Annotated in this window: 17 protein-coding genes; 12 read left to right on the forward strand and 5 right to left on the reverse strand. The window is 38.7% G+C overall.

The features are described from left to right. Nucleotides 1-3 precede the first annotated feature (3 nt). The 5 genes from C9J31_RS05270 to C9J31_RS05290 all read right to left on the reverse strand — a co-directional run bounded on the left by C9J31_RS05270 (nucleotide 4) and on the right by C9J31_RS05290 (nucleotide 7,949). Entirely contained in the window at nucleotides 4-927 is a 924-nt protein-coding gene (locus C9J31_RS05270; protein WP_107923125.1) for an ABC transporter permease, read from the reverse strand. Continuing rightward, nucleotides 927-1,856, reverse strand: coding sequence for an ABC transporter permease (locus C9J31_RS05275; RefSeq protein WP_054767120.1), 930 nt, complete (start codon nucleotides 1,854-1,856; stop codon nucleotides 927-929). The genes C9J31_RS05270 and C9J31_RS05275 overlap by 1 nt, the downstream gene beginning before the upstream one ends. Before the next feature lie 148 nt (nucleotides 1,857-2,004). Then, nucleotides 2,005-3,660: a peptide ABC transporter substrate-binding protein gene (locus C9J31_RS05280; protein WP_107947706.1), complete on the reverse strand. Its 1,656-nt coding sequence runs from the start codon at nucleotides 3,658-3,660 to the stop codon at nucleotides 2,005-2,007. 662 nt (nucleotides 3,661-4,322) lie between these two features. Then, nucleotides 4,323-6,008 carry a methyl-accepting chemotaxis protein gene (locus C9J31_RS05285; protein ID WP_107947707.1) on the reverse strand — a complete coding sequence of 562 codons (1,686 nt, stop codon included), beginning with the start codon at nucleotides 6,006-6,008 and terminating at the stop codon, nucleotides 4,323-4,325. A 246-nt stretch (nucleotides 6,009-6,254) separates the two neighbouring features. Continuing rightward, nucleotides 6,255-7,949 carry an Rqc2 family fibronectin-binding protein gene (locus C9J31_RS05290; protein WP_107947709.1) on the reverse strand — a complete coding sequence of 565 codons (1,695 nt, stop codon included), beginning with the start codon at nucleotides 7,947-7,949 and terminating at the stop codon, nucleotides 6,255-6,257. A gap of 565 nt (nucleotides 7,950-8,514) precedes the next feature. Between C9J31_RS05290 and C9J31_RS05295 the strand changes: the two genes are divergently transcribed. From C9J31_RS05295 to rsgA, 12 genes are all read left to right on the forward strand, one after another. Further along, complete coding sequence (locus tag C9J31_RS05295) at nucleotides 8,515-9,390, forward strand: YicC/YloC family endoribonuclease (RefSeq protein ID WP_107923121.1); 876 nt, start codon at nucleotides 8,515-8,517, stop codon at nucleotides 9,388-9,390. A 43-nt stretch (nucleotides 9,391-9,433) separates the two neighbouring features. After that, nucleotides 9,434-10,051 carry a guanylate kinase gene (gene gmk / locus C9J31_RS05300; RefSeq protein WP_107923120.1) on the forward strand — a complete coding sequence of 206 codons (618 nt, stop codon included), beginning with the start codon at nucleotides 9,434-9,436 and terminating at the stop codon, nucleotides 10,049-10,051. Between the two features lie 4 nt (nucleotides 10,052-10,055). Next, nucleotides 10,056-10,283: a DNA-directed RNA polymerase subunit omega gene (gene rpoZ, locus C9J31_RS05305; RefSeq protein ID WP_107923119.1), complete on the forward strand. Its 228-nt coding sequence runs from the start codon at nucleotides 10,056-10,058 to the stop codon at nucleotides 10,281-10,283. A 326-nt stretch (nucleotides 10,284-10,609) separates the two neighbouring features. Beyond that, the gene (gene coaBC, locus C9J31_RS05310; protein WP_107923118.1) at nucleotides 10,610-11,620 is read left to right on the forward strand and encodes a bifunctional phosphopantothenoylcysteine decarboxylase/phosphopantothenate--cysteine ligase CoaBC; all 1,011 of its coding nucleotides are present in this window, start codon (nucleotides 10,610-10,612) and stop codon (nucleotides 11,618-11,620) included. Further along, nucleotides 11,617-14,031: a primosomal protein N' gene (gene priA / locus C9J31_RS05315; RefSeq protein ID WP_107947711.1), complete on the forward strand. Its 2,415-nt coding sequence runs from the start codon at nucleotides 11,617-11,619 to the stop codon at nucleotides 14,029-14,031. Before coaBC ends, priA begins: the two co-directional genes overlap by 4 nt. Nucleotides 14,032-14,073: 42 nt before the next feature. Beyond that, nucleotides 14,074-14,568, forward strand: coding sequence for a peptide deformylase (def, locus tag C9J31_RS05320; protein ID WP_107923116.1), 495 nt, complete (start codon nucleotides 14,074-14,076; stop codon nucleotides 14,566-14,568). Between the two features lies 1 nt (nucleotide 14,569). Then, nucleotides 14,570-15,511 (forward strand): methionyl-tRNA formyltransferase, encoded by a 942-nt coding sequence (gene fmt, locus C9J31_RS05325; RefSeq protein ID WP_107947713.1) that lies wholly within the window; start codon nucleotides 14,570-14,572, stop codon nucleotides 15,509-15,511. Continuing rightward, nucleotides 15,508-16,869 carry a 16S rRNA (cytosine(967)-C(5))-methyltransferase RsmB gene (gene rsmB / locus C9J31_RS05330; protein ID WP_107923114.1) on the forward strand — a complete coding sequence of 454 codons (1,362 nt, stop codon included), beginning with the start codon at nucleotides 15,508-15,510 and terminating at the stop codon, nucleotides 16,867-16,869. Before fmt ends, rsmB begins: the two co-directional genes overlap by 4 nt. Next, nucleotides 16,869-18,011, forward strand: coding sequence for a dual-specificity RNA methyltransferase RlmN (gene rlmN, locus C9J31_RS05335; protein WP_153062511.1), 1,143 nt, complete (start codon nucleotides 16,869-16,871; stop codon nucleotides 18,009-18,011). Before rsmB ends, rlmN begins: the two co-directional genes overlap by 1 nt. 6 nt (nucleotides 18,012-18,017) lie before the next feature. Next, nucleotides 18,018-18,767 (forward strand): Stp1/IreP family PP2C-type Ser/Thr phosphatase, encoded by a 750-nt coding sequence (locus C9J31_RS05340; RefSeq protein WP_107947715.1) that lies wholly within the window; start codon nucleotides 18,018-18,020, stop codon nucleotides 18,765-18,767. A 2-nt stretch (nucleotides 18,768-18,769) separates the two neighbouring features. After that, a complete protein-coding gene (pknB, locus tag C9J31_RS05345) occupies nucleotides 18,770-20,746 on the forward strand; it encodes a Stk1 family PASTA domain-containing Ser/Thr kinase (protein WP_107947717.1) in 1,977 nt (658 codons plus the stop codon). An 11-nt stretch (nucleotides 20,747-20,757) separates the two neighbouring features. After that, the gene (rsgA, locus tag C9J31_RS05350; RefSeq protein ID WP_107947719.1) at nucleotides 20,758-21,642 is read left to right on the forward strand and encodes a ribosome small subunit-dependent GTPase A; all 885 of its coding nucleotides are present in this window, start codon (nucleotides 20,758-20,760) and stop codon (nucleotides 21,640-21,642) included. Nucleotide 21,643: the final 1 nt, after the last annotated feature.

A 21,643-nucleotide genomic window follows, 5' to 3' on the forward strand; every position in this document is an offset into this window, starting at 1 on the left:
TCCTTATTTACGTAGTTTAGGATCTAGTGCATCACGTAAGCCATCACCGACTGCGTTAAATGCAAAAATTGTCAGTGAGATGAACACTGCTGGGAAAATCAAACGCCATGGAGCATTAGCAATCGCTTTATTCCCTTCCGATGCCATTGTTCCCCAAGATGCATTCGGAGCAGGAACCCCAAGACCAAGGTAACTTAGGAATGATTCTGTGAAAATAGCAGATGGAATTGTTAATGTCATCGTTACTAAAATAGCACCAAGTGCATTTGGAATTAAATGTTTTAAGATTAAGTGACCTGTGCCTGCACCTAAAGTACGGGCAGCCAGTACGTATTCTTGATTTTTAATGGATAATACTTCACCACGAACGATACGAGCCATGTTAATCCAACCTGTAATCGAAAGGGCAATAATCATAGGAACTAAACCTGGTTGTAAAACAACAAGTAAAACAATTACAACTAGTAGGTAAGGAACAGCGGTTAATACGTCAGCAATACGCATCATAATATTATCAACACGACCGCCAGCTAAACCTGAAATACTTCCCCAAAGCACGCCAATGATTAAGTCAATAACGGCAGCAGTAATCCCAATGAAAAGGGAAATGCGAGCACCTGCCCAAATACGAACAAAAATATCACGGCCTAAATCATCTGTTCCGAACCAAAATTGAGCAGATGGTGGGGCATTATAAACACCAAGTTGATCACTGTATTTATATTGAGATAACATTGGGGCAAAAATGGCCATCAAAATAATAATAATTAACGCGATTAAACCAAAAATCGCCATTTTATTATGTGAAAAACGGATAAAAACTTCTTTCCAGAAGGAAACGGATTTATCTGCTAATCTTTCAGTTGCCTCATGATTTCCACCGACAATTTTAAACATATCTTTGTCAATTGGTTGTTGTTGCGTCATTATTTTTTCGCTCCCTTCAACTTAATTCGCGGATCGATTACACTGTATAAAATATCTACGATGAGAACCGCAAATAAAAGGATGATTGAGTAGAATACTGTCGTTCCCATGATAACTGTATAATCACGGTTTGTAATACTTTGAACGAAGTGCTTACCAAGTCCAGGGATTGCGAAGATTTGTTCCACAATGAAACTACCTGTAACAACACCAGCTGTTAATGGACCTAAATAAGTAACGACAGGTAAAAGGGCATTACGTAATGTATGACGGAAGACAACCGTCCATTTACCAAGACCTTTGGCACGTGCCATTTTTACATAATCACTATTGTTTTGTTCAAGCATACTTGAGCGAGTTAATTTAGCAATAAAGCCCATATGAGTGAATGCAATGGCTAAAGCAGGTAATATACTATATATAAAGCCATTCCATCCACTGGTCGGGAATAAATTAAGTTTGTATGCTAGGAAATACTGCATTAATCCAGCCAAAATAAATGATGGTACAGAAATGCCGAGCACCGCAAAGGACGTTGCCAAATAATCCGGGAACTTATTATGATAAAGCGCGGAAACTACGCCTATTAATACACCGAATCCAACTGCCAATAGCATAGCTTCAATCCCTAAAGTTAAAGAAACAGGGAAGCTCTCAGAAATCATATCATTTGTAGAACGCGCTTTATACTTCATAGACTCACCGAAATTGAAAGTGGCCGTATCGATTAAATAATCTTTATATTGAATATACCAAGGGTTATTTAATCCATACGTTTCGTTTAACTTTTCCTCAATTTGAGGTGGGAAATTACGTTCACTCGCAAATGGACTACCAGGTGCAAGGCGCATTAAGAAAAACGTTACCGTTACGATGACGAAAAGCGCGAGAAGTATATACATCAGCCTTTTCAAAATATATTTAATCACATGAAACTCCTCCTTCTATTTGTCAATTTTCAGACAAATATATGCCTTCGTATTTTAAAAAGAGCTGACCCGCTAGTCGAAGTCGACTACGAGGCAGCTCTTCGCTGTAGAGCTTTACAAAATAATACTTAATTTTAAAAAATCTGAATTATTTAATGTCAACTGATTTAAGTTGGATATTACCAATGCGGTCAGGAGCCATATTTTGTACCTTATCATTCTTCACATAAAGGTTAGTGTAGTAATAAATTGGTGCAATTGGTAATTCAGTCATAGCAATTGCTTCTGCTTGTTTTAAATGTTCAAGACGTTTAGCAGGATCAATTTCAGCGACAGATTGTTTCAATAAATCTTTGTATTGAGCATTTTCCCAACCAGTATCATTGTTACCGTTCTCAGCTGTGTCATACATTTCTAAGAATGTGTATGCATCGTTGTAGTCAGCGATCCAGCCCATACGACCAACTTGGTAATCTAGAACATTAAGTTTCTCTAAGTAAACTTGCCATTCTGAGTTATCAAGACCAACAGTAATACCTAAGTTTTTGCTCCATCCTTCTTGGATGTATTGAGCGATAGCAGCGTGTGCTTCAGATGTATTAAATGAAACATTGATTTTAATTTGACTTGGATCAGTAATGCCAAGCTCTTTCATACCAGCTTCAAGTGCAGCTTTTGCACCTTCCATATCGTTATCTTTGTAATAACCACGGTCTTCTTCAAAGCCAGAGATCGCAGCTGGAACCATACCTAATGCAGGTTTTTGTTCACCTTTAGTAATGTTGTCAATTAAACCTTGACGATCGATTGCTAAAGTTAACGCCTTACGAATGTTAGCGTTTCCAGTAATTTTATCTTTTGTATTGAATTTGTACCAGTAAATCGCTGCATAGTCAGCAATTTGTAAAGATTTATCAGCTTTGAAACCGTCGATAGCATCAAGAGCTACAGTTTGGTAAGGAGAACCTAAATAATCGATTTCACCCTTTTTAAACATTGTAACAGCAGTTGATTCGTTTTCAACCATACCGATATTTACTGTTTCTAATGCTACATTCGCAGCATCCCAGTAATCAGCGTTTTTCTTAAGTACTAATGAATCATTGTGTTTCCAATCATCTAACGTGAAAGGACCGTTTGTTACATAGTTTTCACCAGCATCTGTGTACCACTCGTCATTACCTTCTACAACTTTTTGGTTAACAGGTAGGTAAGTTTTGAATGCTGTTAATTCTAAGAAGTAAGCAGTTGGGTTTGCTAGAGTAATAACTAAAGTTTTATCATCTTCAGCTTTAATTGCTACATCATCAGCAGAACCTTCGCCTAAATTATAAGCTTCAGCGCCTTTGATTGGGTAAAATACAGAAGCGTACTCAGATAAGTTTTCTGGATTTAAAGCCCATTTCCAAGCATATACGAAATCGCCAGCTACTACTGGATCTCCGTTTGTCCATTTTGCATCACGTAAATTGAAAGTGTAAGTTAAACCATCTTCACTTACGTCCCATTTTTCAGCAATCGCTGGAGTTGGTTTGCCATCAGCATCTAAACGAGTTAGACCTTCAAATACATTAATTAAGACTGCACTAGATGTAGAATCTGTTGCAAGTTGTGGATGTAAAGATGGTGGTTCAGAAGCTACAACTAAATTTAACTCTTTAGAAGAAGCAGTTTCTGATGAACCAGAATCTTTTTTACCGTCTTTTGAATTATCTGACGAATCTCCACCGAAGCCGCATGCAGCAAGTACTAAAGAAAACACTGCAAGGACTGTTAGTAATAAAAACTTTTTGTTCTTATTCATGTGAATCCCCCTTATACAATTTTTAAGCCTTTTGTGAAGCTCCTATTTAATATACCAAAAAAGTCATTGTGTACAAAATAAAAAAGATTCAAATTTATATAGTATTATCTGACATTGCCAAGAATAATAATTTTCTTCGATTTACCACTTTAATGAACGAAAGTGATTAAATGATGAAAATTTGATAAATTCTAACTTCAAATATCAAAAATAAAATAAAAACGAAAAAATGACTTACTATACGGAAAATTCCTATTTTTTTGATAATATTATCACTGTTTGAAAAATGAATCAAAAGTCACGGTTGTAATACCTTAAGAAATTTATATAGTTTTGTAGAAAATCTTTGTAAAACTAAGTTTTTTGGTTTTTTTATTGCGGATTTTTTTGTAACACCTTATCGAAAAACCTGAATAATATTATCTATTAATGATATATAAGAATCTTGTTTTGTATTTATCTAGGATTATGCTTTTAAAATGATAAAAAAGGAGATTAAAGAAAATATAAGAAAAAAACGTACTATTTTTAAGGAAAAATACATTATTTAAAGATGGGAAATAGCAAATTATATTTTTTTGAAATAATTTGGAGGGGGTATTTTTAACATACATCATATAAAAAATGCGCATTTCATTGGATGAAATGCGCAGCTTTTTTGCTTAAAGCTTAAATTGATTTATTTGGCTTTGTAAATCTAAAGATTTTTCACTTAAATCTGTTGCAACGAAGTTTACTTGTTGCATTGTATCGGCTTGTTCTTTCATAGCGTCCGCAACAATTTGTGTATGGCTTGCACTTGTAGAAGCTCCGTGTGCAATTTCAGCGACAGATGCAGCCACTTGTTCGGCACTGGCGGAAATTTCTTCGGATGTGGCGGAAATATCTTCAATTTGATCTGTCATAGAACTAATCGCTGTGACGATTGATTCAAAGGCTTGACCAGCATTGCTGATAATCTTCACACCATCTGTTACAGATTGGAGACCGTCACTTACTGCATTTTCCACATTTTGCGTATCCTGTTGAATATCTTGAGTTAACGCAACAATCTGATTAGCTGATTGCTTCGATTCTTCAGCTAACTTACGAACTTCGTCAGCTACGACAGCAAAGCCTTTCCCGTGTTCACCGGCACGTGCAGCTTCGATTGCTGCATTTAGTGCAAGTAAATTGGTTTGATCGGTAATTGCAGTAATCACTGCTGTAATATTGCTTATTTCTTCGGATTGCTTACTCAACTTTTGTACGAGGTTATTAATAATTTGCGTAGAATCATAAATTACGTTCATTTGTTGCTGTGCTTCTTCGATTGCTGTATTACCAATGTTCGCCACTTCAGATGTTTCAACTGCACTAGTGTGAAGTTGTTGGGTTGCTTCAGCAATACGTTGTACACCTGTTGCCGTTTCATCCATTGCATGTGCACATTCATTGGCTGCTGTTGTAGCAGTCGCCGCAGCTTCGGCTGTTTCATCAATGCGTACTGTCACCTCATCGTTGGTCGCAGCAATTTCTTCTGTAGAAGCAGTGAGTTCTTCAGCAGAAGCTGTTAAATGCTCTGAATTACCTTGGATATGTGCTAATAGGCTTCGTAAATTACCTTTCATAGAATTAAAAGCCACAGCGAGTTGGCCGATTTCATCTTTAGATTGGAAGGAAATATCTTTGTGGAATAATTCACCATTCGAGATATTGTTGGCAGCGGCTACAACTGTTTTTAAAGGACGAGAAATCGTGCGTTGTACAAAAAAGACAAGGAATAATCCAAGACTTACTCCGATTACAAGTGCAATAACCGAAATTATTTGAGCACTTTTTACTGCTTGTTTAGACGCTTCAGTTACCTTACTTAATTGGGTTTTTTGGTAAGTTACTATTTCATCTGACACCTCTAATAGTCCTTTGTTTGCTAGTTGGGCACCACCATTTACAATTTGTAAAGCTTCATCTAATCGACCAGCATCATGTAGATTAATGGCCTGATCAGCCGCTTCATTAAAGGCATCATTGTATGTATTGAGATCTTTTGCAAATACGTCCATTTGAGCAGAATCGGATTTTTCCATCATCTCTGCAACGTGTTTATCCAACATAGTTGAGTAATTTTCAAAGTTCTCTTTATTGTTGACCGTATCCTCAATAAACATTGCACGAATGAATAGTCCTTGCATGGCTAGCTCAAATTGGATATTATCTGCTAGCTCGACGAGGGCAACACGGTTATCTAGTGCATTTTCTACTTTTCTCTCGATATTTGAAAATTGTAAAAACAGAATAACTAAAGAAATAAATAAAGTGAGTATAATCGAGAAAAAACCTAAGCTTAATTTTTTGCCTACAGACATATTGTATACGCCCTTTCTTATATTACTAATTTGAATTAAATTTAGCTTTGACAAGAGGTTAAGTCAATAAAGGTTTGCATAAACAGTGCAGATTGTTCACAATTTTTTTTGCGCGTAATATCAATTAGGAAACAACGACTGAGGAAACCATAAGGGAATCTATTTTTAAATAGTTGTCTAGTGCTGATTACATAGGCGTTAATTAAAAAGAAAAATACGATGCAAAATGCATCGTATTTTCACACTTTAAGACTGTTTTTTTAACTGTAAAATGACAGCTTCATCTGGATCGATGAATAGTGTTTTCTGTTCAAAATAAATAACAAAACCAGGTTTAGCGCCATTTGGTTTTTTCACTTGTCGTATTTCTGTGTAATCTACCGGCACTGATGAGGAGTCTCGAGCTTTTGAAAAGTATGCAGCTAGTGTTGCTGCTTCTCGTAAGGTCGTATCATCTGGCTCGCTAGCATGTATAACGACATGAGAGCCAGGTATATCTTTAGTATGCAGCCAGATATCTGTACGTCTAGCAATTTTAAATGTCAGCATATCATTTTGCTTGTTGTTTTTTCCGACAGAGATTTGCACACCTGTTGATGATATATAACGTTCCGGCTCTGGCTTCGATTGTTTTTTCTTTTTCTTAGCGTGACGCATTTTTAAATAACCTTGTTCTGCTAATTCCTCTCGTATTTCCTCAATATCTCCAGGTGAAGCTTGTTGTACTTGCTGTGCAAGCATTTCAAAATACGCAATTTCCTCTTTTGTTTTTTCCAGTTGTTCCTTGACCATAATCAGTGCATTTTTTGCTTTTGTATACTTTGTGTAATAACTTTGTGCATTTTCAATCGGTGTTTTACGCTCACTGATAGGTATGGTAATTTGCTCGGCAGTTTCACTGTAATAGTTTGTGACAGTTACTTCCTTTACACCTTTTTCAAAGGCATATATATTGGCCATTAACAGTTCGCCATACAATTGAAATTGATCTAGTTTTGAGGCACGCTCATAATCTTTATTTAATTTTTTCGTTTTTAAAGTTAATTTATCAATTTCATTTTGTAGCCAACGTTCTAAATCACCTGCTTGTTGTTTAACACGGTCACGTTCTGCACGTGCAAAAAAAACACGGTCTAATAGTTCGTGTACATTCGGATATACTGTCGCTTCACCCTGCAAGTGTGTTAACGCAATCGGGGAGAAATAAGTTTTGTTATTGGCTAGTACATACATTGGTTCATTTCCACCATCATTAAATAATGCCATAAACTCTTTGAAGCACGTTACTACATTTGGTGATGCTGTGATACGAAATAATAATTCTTCAGCATGTAACGGAGAGAAGCCGACAAATTGAGAAACTACATCCTTTGCTGTTAGCTGTTCGGAGAAAAACGCTGTTACTTGTTCATCCGTAACTGTTAAAGGATGCCATTTATTTTGTGCAGGTGGTGCGATATAGGGCTGTCCTGGTAATACCGTTCGAAAACTATTCATGGAAGGAGATAAATGTTTTAGGCTATCAATAATTTTCTTCTGTTCCTTATCTATTAATAGCAAATTACTATGACGGCCCATAATTTCCGCATGCAGTTCACGTACAATTGGATCGCCAATTTCATTTTTACTTTCAATTTCTACTATAATAATGCGATCAAAATCATGCTGTTTAATAGAAGCAATAAAACCACCTTCAAGATGCTTACGTAAAAGCATGCAAAACATAGGGGGTTCTGCAGGGTTTTCTATCGTCTGCCCAGTAAGGTGGATACGTGCATACGATGGGTGAATGGAAAACAGTAATTTGTGATTTCCACCATTCGCACGGATTTGTAAGACAACCTCTTGAGCGTTCGGTTGATGTATTTTAGTTATGCGACCTGCCACTAATTGCTGAAGGTCTGCTGTCATCGAATACGTAAATAAGCCATCAAATGCCATATGAATTCCTCTTTCCAATGATGCAAAACATCATTGTATTTCTTTTGTGATTTTTTTGGTGCCGGTGCTTGCTGTAACTGAGTGCTCTTGGACTAGCGAATAGGTCATCTGGTGACCTGAATTGCCAATCCTTTTGTGTTCACAAGTATCTGTCGCATGCACTTTGTCCAGCGTAAAAGACAATGTAACCGCCATAAGCGGTAAGGATGCTCTTTTCGTATGTTTATCATAGCATTTTTTAGGTGAATATTAAATTATAGCTACAAATGTGGTAGAATTACCTTTTGCTCTATCTTCATTCAGCAGAAGACTCTCACCTCTAAAGGTGGTGAGATGAATCCGGATGTGGTTCCTTTTCAGTGGGTGTCTAAACACCTGCTGAATGAAGATAGAGCCTCCGGCGGATGTCGCGGATTTTGAAAGGAATGAATTGTGCCCGCACAATTCAAAATCTGGACGCAATTACGCCAAGGCGAAATTGATGTAATTTTTTATGGTGAGACGTCATAAATGGCAGAGCTTATGTTATAATAATCCCAGTATGCAAAGAAAGGTGTGACGAACCTTGGTGCGTAGTATGACTGGTTTTGGCAGAGGTGTCACAACAACAAGAGACTTTCAATTAACCGTAGAAATGCGCTCGGTCAACCATCGTTTTTTAGAAATCCATGCAAAATTTCCGAAAGAATGGCTTGAAGCAGAAATTTTTGCGAAAAAATTGATTACACAAGCTTTGTCACGCGGCAAAATTGACGTAATGGTGAATGTGAAAGACTTGGAAAACGTCGAGCAATCTATTGAAATTAATTGGTCATTAATTGAAGCGTATCGTAAGGCAAAAGAACAATTAGCAAGTAAAGTACCACTTGAAGAGAAATGGACGATGCAAGAGCTATTATCGCTTGAGCAAGCTCTAGTACAAGAAAAACCGCAGCTAACGCCAGAGGATTTACTGAGCGCTGTCGAAGAGGCCATTGCTGAAGCCATTAATCAGCTGTTACAAATGCGCGAGCGCGAAGGGCAAGAGTTGCAAGAAGTCGTTTTACAATATAAAGAACAGTTAATGGAACAGGTGAACCAAATACGTTCATACGCCCCACTTGCTGTTGAAAAATATCGTACGCGGTTACTGGAACGAATTGCAGAGGTAGCGAATGGAGCATTGCTAGAAGAGCGTTTGCTTGCAGAAGTAGCAATATTTGCAGAACGTGTGGATATTAGCGAAGAATTAGACCGATTAGACAGCCACTTTGGACAGTTGGAAGAAACGTTAATTGAAACGGTTTCGGTTGGTCGGAAGTTAGACTTTTTAATGCAGGAAATACACCGCGAAATTAATACGATTGGTTCAAAAAACCAATCAACAGAAGCCTCTGTGGCGGTTGTTCAAGCAAAAACAATCTTAGAAAAGATGCGTGAGCAAGTTCAAAATATCGAATAATACGCTTGCATCTGTTATAAATTAAGGGAGATATAGAGAATAAATGATAAAAGAACGTGGATTATTAATTGTTCTGTCTGGCCCATCTGGTGTAGGTAAAGGAACAGTGCGTAAAGAATTATTTTCTCAGCCGAATACGAATTATGAGTATTCCATCTCGATGACAACACGAAATCCTCGCGAAGGTGAAGTAGATGGTGTAGACTATTTTTTCAAGACGCGAGTTGAATTTGAAGCGTTAATTGAACAAGGCGGCTTATTAGAGCATGCTGAATTTGTAGGTAATTACTACGGTACACCGTTAACCTATGTAAATGAGACACTTGATGCAGGGCGCGATGTGTTTTTAGAAATCGAAGTGCAGGGTGCTGCGCAAATTCGTGAAAAGGCACCAGACGCCTTATTTATTTTCTTAGCACCACCAAGTTTAACGGAATTAAAGGATCGTTTAGTAGGTCGTGGGACAGAAACAGCAGATGTTATTGCGAAGCGTATTGCAACCGCAAGCGAAGAACTTGAAATGATGAGTTTATATGATTATGTTGTTGAGAATGATGAAGTAACAAATGCCTGTGACCGCATCAATGCTATAATTAAAGCAGAACATTGTCGTAGAGAACGTGTCGAAAAAAGATATTTGTCAATGTTGAGAGGAGAATAAACCTATGTTATACCCATCAGTAGATGCCTTAAAAAAAGAAATTGATTCAAAGTATTCTTTAGTGAGCTTAGCTTCTAAACGCGCTCGCCAAATGCAAGAGGAAGATGGTACAGAACGTTTACACAAATACGTATCCTATAAATATGTAGGAAAAGCGCTTGAAGAAGTAGCTGCGGGTGTACTTACAAAAGTATCGCAAGACGAGTCGGCTGTGTACGAAGACGAAATCTAATGCTGACTCAGGAGTTTTCAGGTATTCTATATCAACGAATGCCAAAATAGCCACAGCCATACAATGGGCGTGTCAGTGAGATACTCAGCACCCATTTGTGCCCGATTAACGAACACATACTTAAGTTTAATGTGGTAACAAAAGTGTGATTTGTATCCGGAGGGCCTCATCAAATAATCGGAGGAGATGGAGGGATTGCAAAATGGTGTTGCCAAATCGCAACATTCGCATCGTCCTCTGATTTAATTTTTTCTTTATACAGAACGCCGAGAGCTCCCGAGGAATCCTCCTTTGGGAGCTTATCGTTTGAAAGGACGACATCGTATATGAATAAAAACATTTTACTTTGTGTTTCAGGTGGGATTGCTGTCTATAAGGCGGTAGCACTTGTTAGTAAGCTATCTCAGGCAGGTGCAAATGTGAAGGTGATGATGACAGCGTCGGCACGCCAATTTGTCAATCCATTGAGCTTTCAGGTCATGTCAAAAAATGATGTCTTTTTCGATACATTTGATGAAAAAGATTCACATGTGATTGCCCACATTGATCTAGCGGATTGGGCAGACTTAATTTTAGTGGCACCTGCAACAGCAAATGTCATTGGTAAATTAGCGAATGGTATCGCAGATGATATGGTCACTACGACCTTACTTGCAACAACTGCCCCTGTGTGGATTGCACCAGCTATGAATGTGCATATGTACGATCATCCCGCCGTAAAACGGAATTTGGCACAACTTGCGGCAGATGGCTATCAATTTATTGAACCGTCGGAAGGATTTTTAGCATGTGGTTATGTCGGTAGAGGTCGTTTAGAAGAGCCAGAAAAAATTACAGCGCTTGTCAAAGGTTTTTTTTCTCCTAAATCACAGCCGCTTGCAGGTAAAACAGTGCTCGTGACTGCTGGTGCTGTCTCTGTTTCAATGGATAATCAACATGTTATTCGTACTAAAGCCAACGGTAAAATAGGTGTGGCTTTAGTTGAAGAGGCAAAAGCACTTGGCGCCAATGCATTCCTAGTAGGCGAGCATGGAGCGGATATATATGAACTTATTGATGAGCTAGAACATTATAAGAATCAACATCCAGATGCATTTTTTATTCATGCGGCAAATACACCTACTATTGAGGGGACGCCTAAATTGTCTATTGAAGGAACAAGAGCAGTTACTTTTGGACAAGAGGTTATTGGTAAAGCGATACTGACAGTCGTATCACAGGACTGGATTGATTTTAGTGACAAGGCTGAAGTAAGTGGACAGGTAATGGTAGTGACGAATGCAGAGCAATTTGCCAAATCTTTGTGGACATACGTATTACAAGGTGAGGCCAAATGAGTTTTTCTGTTGCAGAGGTCATCGTCGATGTTCCGACCTATCATGTTGATCGACCGTTTGACTATGCGGTACCTACAGAATGGGCCAATGTTATTGAAGCGGGGAGTCGCGTGAAGGTCCCATTTGGCCCAAGAAATGTTCTAGGCTTTGTAGTGGGCTTAAAAAATGATACGGATGTGCCAGCAAATAAGATAAAGCCAATCTCTCATATTTTAGATATGGAACCTGTATTAACGGCAGAAATGTTGTCCTTAGCAAAGTGGCTGAAAAATGAAACAATATGCTACGAGATTGATGCTTTGCAAGTCATGCTCCCGTCTGCCCTTCGTGCAAAATATGAAAAAATCGTCAATTTGCAGGACGACAATGCTATATTACCGGAAGAAGCACAAGCGATTTTTGGTAAGCGTCGACAGGTTAATTTCAAGGAGTTTGAAAAACTTGGATTACTACCGTTATTAAAGGAACTTATTGAAAATCGACTCGTGAAAATTGACAATGTCGTTAAGCAACAAGGAAATGTGAAAGAAGTTCGTATGGTGAAAGTCACAGACGACATACAAAATTTGGATGTAGCATTACGTGAGGCTACAAGAGCTGTTAAGCAACGTACCCTTATAGATTGGATGCGTGGACATCTTGGTGAGGTATTAAAGCCTCAGCAAATTTATGAGGAAACAGGTGTATCCTCCGCAGTATTGCAGTCTGTGGTTGAAAAGGGTGCTGCTCGCTTTATCCAAGAAGAAGTTTACCGCGACCCTTTTACGAAGGATGTTACACGGACTCATTCCTTAACACTTACTGAGGAACAAGCTATTGCCTTACATGCGATTACAAAATCTATGGAAGCACCAACTGCAACGACTTTTTTACTACAAGGGGTAACCGGCAGTGGGAAAACAGAGGTATATTTGCAGGCGATTCAAAAAGTATTGGAAGAAGGCAAAGAAGCGATTATGCTAGTGCCTGAAATTTCTTTAACCCCCCAAATGACGGAGCGTTTCCGTAGTCGCTTTGGTGAAATGGTTGCTGTGATGCATAGTGGTTTATCTGTTGGTGAGAAGTATGATGAGTGGCGTAAAATTCAGCAAGGCAAAGTGAGTGTAGTCGTTGGAGCACGGTCAGCCGTTTTCGCACCCTTTACTAATTTGGGACTCATTATTTTAGATGAGGAACATGAATCAACTTACAAACAAGAGGATTCCCCACGTTATCATGCGAGAGACGTAGCCATTTGGAGAAGTGCATATTACAAGTGTCCTGTAATTTTAGGCAGTGCAACACCTGCACTTGAATCTTTTGCACGTGCCAAAAAAGAAGTTTATACACTATTAACATTAAAGCAAAGAGCTATGAATCAAGCATTACCAACTGTTTTTGTAGCTGATATGCGAGAGGAACTTCAAAAAGGTAATCGCTCAATGTTTTCTGAACAGCTTGTAGAAGGTATACGTATGAGACTTGAGCGGAAAGAGCAGATGGTGTTGTTTCTAAATCGTCGAGGTTACTCGTCATTTGTACTGTGTCGTGATTGTGGTACGGTAGTGCAATGTCCAAATTGTGATATTTCGTTGACCTATCATCGAACAACGGAAAAGCTGAAATGCCATTACTGTGGCTATGAAGAACAAGTGCCACAAATATGTCCACAATGTCAAAGTGAGCATATTCGTTATTTTGGCACAGGGACACAAAAAGTAGAGGAAGAAATATATAAGCTTTTTCCAGAGGCGAGAGTATTACGGATGGATGTTGATACGACCAAGCATAAAGGGGCACATGAAGAGATTTTGCAAGCATTTGGGGAAGGACAAGCAGATATTTTGCTTGGTACGCAAATGATTGCCAAAGGACTTGATTTTCCTAATATTACGCTTGTTGGTGTCCTAAGTGCAGATACATCACTGCATATACCAGATTATCGGGCAGCTGAGCGCACATTCCAACTGTTGACACAAGTAAGTGGAAGAGCTGGGCGTCATGAAAAGCCTGGGGAAGTCATTATTCAGACGTATACACCCGAGCACTATGCGATTGAATTAGCGAAAACACAAGATTACGACCCATTTTATGAACGAGAGATGTTCTTACGACGTCGTTCTGGCTACCCTCCGTATTATTTTGTGGCACTTGTACAAGTATCACATGAGGACGTTTTGATGGCGGCTGAGTATGCAGGGCGAGCAGGGGATTGGCTTCGTGGGAATTTGTCGAATCAAGTAGCGATTATTGGCCCAACGACGGCAAGCATCAGTCGACTCCAAAATAGATATCGCTATCAATGTTTGATAAAATATAAAATTGAACCAAATCTGATTCCGGTATTACAACGTTTACTCGCGATGTATCGTGCGGAATGGATTAAACAAGGTATCTTAATGACGGTAGATTTAGACCCGTCTACTATATAGAAAAGGCGAAGAGAGCCTTAAATGCAGAAATGAGGAACGGAAATGGCGATTAAAAAAGTTGTAGAACATCCAGCGAAAGTATTATCAACACCATGTGCGGAAGTTTCGGAAATTAACGAAAACATCATTGCATTACTAGATGATTTATATGACACGATGGTGGAATATGATGGTGTTGGCATAGCTGCACCGCAAATTGATGTTGCGTTACGTGTGGCAATTGTGGAGCTTGGTGAGGAACGTGATATATTAGAAATGATTAACCCAACGGTTATTAAGACCGATGGTGCCGAAGTAGATATTGAAGGGTGTTTAAGCTTTCCTGGACTCTATGGAGAAGTTGAGCGTCCAGAATATGTGAAAATTGAGGCATGTGACCGTGAGGGTCGTGTTTATGAGCTAGAAGCTGGTGGCTTCGATGCACGAGCAATTTTACATGAAATTGATCATCTAGATGGAATACTTTTCGATACAAAAATCAAACGTATTCTAACAGAGGAAGAACTAGAAGCAATGTATGCTGAAGAGGAGGAATAAAATGACGTCAATTATTTTTATGGGCACGCCTGATTTCTCCGCTCCAATATTACGAATGCTTTATGATGAAGGCTATGACATCAAGGCTGTCGTAACACAACCAGACCGTCCAGTTGGGCGTAAACGTGTGTTAACGCCACCTGCAGTGAAAGCAACAGCAGTAGAGTTAGGATTACCTGTTATTCAACCTGAAAAACTTCGTGGTTCGGAAGAATTACAGCAAATACTTGCATTACAACCAGACTTAGTTGTAACGGCAGCATTTGGACAAATTTTGCCGAAAAGTTTGCTTGAGGCGCCATCCCTAGGATGCATAAACGTCCATGCCTCACTTTTGCCGAAATATCGTGGTGGTGCACCAATTCATCAAGCAGTTATTGATGGTGAAAAAGAAACAGGTGTCACAATTATGTATATGGTTGAGAAGTTGGATGCAGGTGATATAATTTCACAAAGGACCATTCCAATTGAAGAGGATGACCATACGGGGAGTTTATTCGACAAGTTAAGCGTAGTAGGAAGTAATTTATTAAAAGATACACTTCCTTCTATTATAAATGGTACAAATAATCGTACAGTACAAGACGAGGCACAGGTAACATTTGCAAGTAATATCTCGCGTGAACAAGAGCGTATTGATTGGACAAAGGATGCAAGGTCTTTATTTAACCAAGTACGAGGACTTCACCCGTGGCCAGTTGCTTATACTACATTTGAAGAAGGTAATTTTAAAATTTGGTGGGCCCAAGTAGGTCAAACAATGCATGATGTCAAACCGGGTACTGTCGTAGCTATTGCAAAGGACCATTTTGATGTTGCGGCTGGGAACGGAACAGCACTTGCACTTTATGATGTACAACCAGCTGGTAAAAAACGCATGACTGCCGAGGAATATTTGCGTGGTACCGGTTCAAAATTACAGATCGGGGACCAGTTTGAATGAGTAAAAAAAGCGTAGTTATTTGGGATGGTAATGTGCGTGATGCAGCACTATCCATTTTATTAGCAGTTGATAAAAACCAAGCATATAGTAATTTACTTTTACATGAAACAATTAAGCGACATAAAATAGACACGAAGGACCGTGCTCTCTTAACAGAGCTTACGTATGGAACACTTCAATATAAAATGACGCTCGACTTTTATTTAGAACCATTTATACGCGGCACATTAGATCATTGGGTACGCTGGCTATTACGATTATCTTTATACCAAATGCATTATTTAACACGTATTCCACCACATGCTGCAGTCAATGAAGCGGTAGAAATTGCAAAACGTCGTGGACACCAAGGTATTGCATCTACAGTGAATGGTGTTTTACGTTCTATATTACGACAAGGCGTGCAGCCTACAAGCGAGATTAAAGACCCAATTGAGCGTCTTGCAATCGAAACAAGTCATCCACAGTGGCTAGTAGAGCGCTTTGTCGAAAATTACGGTATGGCAGTAGCTACAGAAATGCTCCATGAAAATAATGTGCCGCCAGTGCAAACGGTACGTGTTAATACAACAAAGGCGACAGTGAACCAAGCGATTGCAAGCCTAGAAGCAGAAGGTTTAACAGCAAAGCAAAGCGACATTATACCTGAGTGTTTACATGTAACAAATGGCCAGCCTGCTCGCACGCAAGCATTTAAAGACGGACTTATAACGATTCAAGATGAGAGTTCAATGATCCCAGCGAATGTTTTAAACCCAACTGCAGGTATGCGAGTTTTAGATATGTGTGCAGCACCCGGTGGAAAAACTACACATTTAGCCGAAAAAATGAATAATGAAGGTTCCATTTTAGCAACAGATTTACATCCACATAAATTAGATTTAATCGACCATAATACAGAACGTCTAGACCTTAATATAGTAGAGACTGCACCCATTGATGGACGTAAAGCACCAGAATTCTTACAATTGGCATCATTTGATGCAGTGTTAGTCGATGCACCTTGCAGTGGTTTAGGTGTTATGCGCCGTAAGCCAGATATTAAATATACAAAACGTGAGGAAGATTTAGAAAATCTGCAAAAAATCCAATTAGCGCTTTTGGATGCGGCGTCAAAAGTATTGAAGCAAGAAGGGAAACTTGTATACAGTACATGCACAGTCGACAAACAAGAAAATGAAGGCACAGTACAAGCCTTTTTAAGAGAGCATCCTGAAATGGAAGCAATACAACTAGAATCTTTACCTACAAAATTAGCGGAAAAGCAGGCAAATGGCATGCTTCAAGTCTTCCCGCAAGACTTTGGTAGTGATGGTTTCTTCGTCGCTGCTTTTCGTAAAAAAGGAGAATCCCAGTAATGCTGGATCAAGAGAAATTTAATGAACGTATTAACGACTTAGTTGAAGAAGTAGAAGACAAGCCTGTTAGACGTGCGAAAAAAGAAAAAGAAGATTTAAAAGAATCGGTCTATTCATTGCAACCGATGCAATTGGAAGAATGGCTTAAAGACAATGGAGAAAAGCCCTTCCGTGCAGCACAAATTTTCGATTGGTTATACAATAAACGTGTAAAAACTTTTGAAGAAATGTCTAACCTATCAAAGGGTTTACGTGAAAAACTAGAGGCAAGTTTTGCCTTAACAACACTATCAACAATTATTCAACAAGAATCAAAAGATGGTACCATTAAGTTTTTATTTCAACTACAAGATGGCTATTCAATCGAAACAGTTTTAATGCGTCATGAATATGGTAATTCCGTTTGTGTCACAACGCAGGTAGGTTGCCGTATTGGGTGTACGTTCTGTGCGTCTACATTAGGTGGATTAAAGCGTCATTTATTAGCAGGTGAAATCGTTGAGCAAGTCGTGAAAGTACAACAAACGTTGGATGAAGTTGGCGAACGTGTAAGTCATATCGTTATTATGGGTATCGGTGAGCCATTTGATAATTATGATGCGATGATGAACTTCTTAAAAGTCATCAATCATGAAAAAGGCTTAAATATTGGCGCTCGACATATTACAGTATCGACATCAGGTATCGTACCGAAAATTTATCAATTTGCGGATGAGCAATTACAAATTAACTTTGCTGTATCGCTACATGCACCAAACCAAGAGGCACGTCAAAAGTTAATGCCGATAGCACGTGCGTATAAATTGGAAGAATTAATGGAAGCTGTTCGCTACTATACAAAAAAAACAGGTCGGCGTGTTAGTTTTGAGTACGGTTTAATGTCTGGTGAAAATGATTCAGTTGAAATTGCAGAAGAATTATCTGCACTTATAAAAGGAATTAAATGCCATGTGAACTTAATTCCTGTAAACTACGTACCAGAACGTGATTATGTTCGTACGTCTCGTAGTCAAATTTTTGCTTTTGAAAAAACATTGAAGAAGAATGGTATTAACGTAACAATCCGCAGAGAGCAAGGTTCTGATATAGCAGCTGCGTGTGGCCAATTACGTGCACAAGAGAGATCTGAAGAGACGAGGTGACCAGTGATGAAATACACAGTCGAAAGTGATATTGGTTTGAAACGATCAATTAATGAAGACCGTGCTGCATTTTTTAAACGTCCAGATGGGCTAGCACTAGCACTTGTAGCGGATGGCATGGGTGGTCATAATGCTGGCGATGTAGCGAGTGATATGGCAATGAAACAGATGGAAACCGTTTTTTTACAGGCAGAGTCACATCATTTTGCATCAACAACAACAAAGAGAGAATGGCTATTACAGACAGTTAAGCTGTTAAATACAAATATCTATGACTATTCTTTATCACACGAAGACTGTAAAGGAATGGGTACAACGTTTATTGCCGTGTTAATCGAAGGTTATCATTGCTTCATTGCACATGTTGGTGATAGTCGCGTGTATTATTTCTTTGATGATGGCGCACAACAAATAACAAGAGATCACTCATATGTAAATGTTTTGGTAGAAAATGGTGAAATAAGTGAAGAGGAAGCGATGACGCATCCGAAGAAAAATTTCATCTTGAAAGCTGTTGGCACAGAGGAAACCATTGAACCAGACTTTTATGAAGTAGATATAGCACCAGAATCGTATTTACTTGTATGCTCTGACGGTTTAAGTAATAAACTTTCAGTGTATGAAATGGCATCGATTATTACTTATCCAGATTTAATGGAAGAAAAAGGACGAAAACTTGTGGAATTAGCAAATGCTAGCGGGGGGGAAGACAATATCTCCCTCGTATTACTCACAAGGCAAGATGAGGAGGTGTAAGTATGCTTGTAGGAAAACGAATTAGTGATCGCTATAAAATTTTGGAACTCATTGGTGGCGGAGGCATGTCCAATGTGTATTTGGCTCATGATGTGATTTTAAATCGTGATGTAGCAATTAAGGTATTACGCTATGATTTTACCAATGAGGATGAATTACATCGCCGTTTTCAGCGTGAGGCGCTTTCAGTTACAAGTCTTACACATCCGAATATTGTGAGTATTTATGATGTAGGTGACGATGGAGATTTACATTATATTGTTATGGAGTATGTTCAGGGAAAGACTTTAAAGCAGTACATACAAGAATTTGCACCGATTTCACCAGCTAGATGTGTGCACATTATGAAGGAATTGACATCGGCCATAGCCAATGCCCATGAAAATCATATTATTCATCGTGATATTAAGCCACAAAACATCTTAATGGATGCTGAAGGTAATGTGAAAATAACCGATTTTGGAATAGCGATGACGCTAAGTGCAACTTCATTTACACAAACAAATTCTGTGCTAGGAACTGTACATTATTTATCTCCAGAACAGGCACGTGGTGGCACAGCAACAAATAAATCAGACATTTATGCGCTTGGCATTGTATTATATGAATTATTAACTGGGGAATTGCCATTTTCAGGTGAATCGGCTGTTTCCATCGCACTTAAGCATTTGCAAACAGAGACACCATCAGTGCGCGCTTTTGATGCTACGATTCCACAAAGTTTAGAAAATGTTGTATTGAAGGCTACTGCCAAAGATGCATCGCATCGTTATGCAACTGTAGAAGAAATGCAGGAAGATTTAGAGACGGTTCTGGCCCCAACAAGAATCAATGAACCAAAGTTTACGGTGCCTATCGATAATGATATTACAAAGGCTATTCCGATTATAAAAGAACAATTTATTCGGAAGGACGAGGATTTAACAAAAACAAGGGCAATGGAACCCATCACTCAAACGATTCCAGTAGCAAAAAAGCCCGTGGAAAAGGTTAAGCCTGTTAAACCAAAGACAAAGAAAAAGTGGCCGTTTATTGTAGGTGGACTTCTTTTGGCAGCAGTTGTTATATTCCTATTCGTTTTATTTGCTACGGATTTATTTAGTCCGAAAAAAATAGCTGTACCTGATGTGGCCAATATGACTGTTGAAGAAGCTAAAAAGGAATTAGAAAAGCATGGTTTTGTTGTTGGTGAGCAACAGGAACGTAACTCAGAAGAAATCGAAAAAGACAAAGTAATTGAAACGGATCCTGCAGAGGGCACGTTGCGCGTGAAAGATACTGAAATTGATCTAATTGTTAGTTTAGGTGTGGCAAAATCACCAATGGAAAATTATAAAGGTCAAAAAATTGATCAAGTTCAAGCTGTGGTAAATGACAAATTTATGGATGTTGATATAAATTATGTGTATTCAGCTGAAGAAGCAGGCCGTATTATAGACCAGGATCCGGCAGCAAATTCAGAAATTGTGCCGAAAGAAACAAAAGTTATTTTTACTGTGAGTCAGGGTAAAAAACCGATTTCAGTGCGAAGTGTAGTGGGATACTCGAGAACAGATCTAGATAACTACGTAAATTCTGAAGGCTTAAAATGGCGAGTAGAGCGTGAAGAGTATTCATCAACAATAGCGAAAGGACTTGTGATTTCACAAAAACCAGCTGCAGGTACAAACCTTGTAGAAGGTGATACAATTGCTGTTGTGTTAAGTAAAGGGCCTGAAGAGAAGCCTGTAAAAACTTATGTGAAGACAGTGTTAATTCCATATGAGCCAAAAGAGGAAGGTATGGAGCAGTCAATAAGAATTTTAATTCAAGATAAAAATCACACAATGGCACAGCCTTATGCCGAATTTACTATTAGCAGTGAGAAGGAATACAAGTTACAGTTTGTGATTGTGGAAGGTGAAGAAGTAGCTTATAAAATTATTCGTGATTCTGAGATTATTGCTGAAGAAAAATTTGACTATGATGATGTGAACTAAGGGGGAATTGGATGGCGCAAGGCCAAATTCGTAAAGCATTAAGTGGTTATTATTATGTATTCGATGGAAAACAACTGATTCAATGCCGCGGGCGTGGAGTGTTTCGAAACCGTGGGGAATCTCCACTCGTTGGTGATATGGTAGAGTATTCGTTAGAGACAGTAGGCTCGGATGGTACAATTCAAAAAATTCTCGACCGACAAAATGAACTTGTTCGCCCACCAATTGCAAATATTGACCAAGGCATTTTAGTGTTTTCTGTAAAAGAACCGAATTTTAATACAATATTATTGGATCGATTTCTAGTCGTTCTAGAATCGTTCGATGTACATCCGATTATTTGTTTAACGAAGATGGATTTACTAACAACCAACGAACGTACTGAATTACAGGGTTATATAGAAGATTACGAACGTATGGGCTATACAGTGTTACAAACTTACAAAGATGAGGAAGAACTAGTGGCGCGTTTACAGCCTATTTTAAAGGGAAAAACATCTGTATTAGCAGGGCAATCAGGTGTGGGGAAATCTACTCTACTGAATACATTGATTCCGGAGTTGAATTTAAAAACAGGTATTATTTCGCAAAGCTTAGGGCGTGGGAAGCATACAACACGCCATGTCGAGCTAATAGAAGTTTGTGACGGTTTATTGGCGGATACACCCGGTTTTAGTTCCTTTGATTTTGATGACATTGATAAAGAGCAGTTAGGCGCCTGTTTCCCCGAGATGGCTCGAATTGCAGACGACTGTAAATTTAGAGGTTGTCTTCATTTGAAAGAACCGAAATGTGCGGTTAAGGCAGCTGTAGATGCAGGAGAAATCCGTGACTATCGCTACAAGCATTATGAACAATTTATGCAAGAAATAATGGATCGAAAGCCGAGGTATTAAC

This window comes from Lysinibacillus parviboronicapiens, assembly GCF_003049605.2.
Taxonomy (GTDB): Bacteria; Bacillota; Bacilli; order Bacillales_A; family Planococcaceae; genus Lysinibacillus; species Lysinibacillus parviboronicapiens.

What these genes read in the sequence shown, in the direction of transcription:
- fmt (WP_107947713.1), top strand. Translation starts at nt 14,570, where the DNA reads ATGACGTCAATTATTTTTATGGGCACGCCTGATTTCTCCGCTCCAATA.
- coaBC (WP_107923118.1), top strand. Translation starts at nt 10,610, where the DNA reads ATGAATAAAAACATTTTACTTTGTGTTTCAGGTGGGATTGCTGTCTAT.
- C9J31_RS05340 (WP_107947715.1), top strand. Translation starts at nt 18,018, where the DNA reads ATGAAATACACAGTCGAAAGTGATATTGGTTTGAAACGATCAATTAAT.
- C9J31_RS05280 (WP_107947706.1), bottom strand. Translation starts at nt 3,660, where the DNA reads ATGAATAAGAACAAAAAGTTTTTATTACTAACAGTCCTTGCAGTGTTT.
- C9J31_RS05285 (WP_107947707.1), bottom strand. Translation starts at nt 6,008, where the DNA reads ATGTCTGTAGGCAAAAAATTAAGCTTAGGTTTTTTCTCGATTATACTC.
- rsmB (WP_107923114.1), top strand. Translation starts at nt 15,508, where the DNA reads ATGAGTAAAAAAAGCGTAGTTATTTGGGATGGTAATGTGCGTGATGCA.
- priA (WP_107947711.1), top strand. Translation starts at nt 11,617, where the DNA reads ATGAGTTTTTCTGTTGCAGAGGTCATCGTCGATGTTCCGACCTATCAT.
- C9J31_RS05270 (WP_107923125.1), bottom strand. Translation starts at nt 927, where the DNA reads ATGACGCAACAACAACCAATTGACAAAGATATGTTTAAAATTGTCGGT.
- gmk (WP_107923120.1), top strand. Translation starts at nt 9,434, where the DNA reads ATGATAAAAGAACGTGGATTATTAATTGTTCTGTCTGGCCCATCTGGT.
- rlmN (WP_153062511.1), top strand. Translation starts at nt 16,869, where the DNA reads ATGCTGGATCAAGAGAAATTTAATGAACGTATTAACGACTTAGTTGAA.
- rpoZ (WP_107923119.1), top strand. Translation starts at nt 10,056, where the DNA reads ATGTTATACCCATCAGTAGATGCCTTAAAAAAAGAAATTGATTCAAAG.
- C9J31_RS05290 (WP_107947709.1), bottom strand. Translation starts at nt 7,949, where the DNA reads ATGGCATTTGATGGCTTATTTACGTATTCGATGACAGCAGACCTTCAG.
- pknB (WP_107947717.1), top strand. Translation starts at nt 18,770, where the DNA reads ATGCTTGTAGGAAAACGAATTAGTGATCGCTATAAAATTTTGGAACTC.
- rsgA (WP_107947719.1), top strand. Translation starts at nt 20,758, where the DNA reads ATGGCGCAAGGCCAAATTCGTAAAGCATTAAGTGGTTATTATTATGTA.
- def (WP_107923116.1), top strand. Translation starts at nt 14,074, where the DNA reads ATGGCGATTAAAAAAGTTGTAGAACATCCAGCGAAAGTATTATCAACA.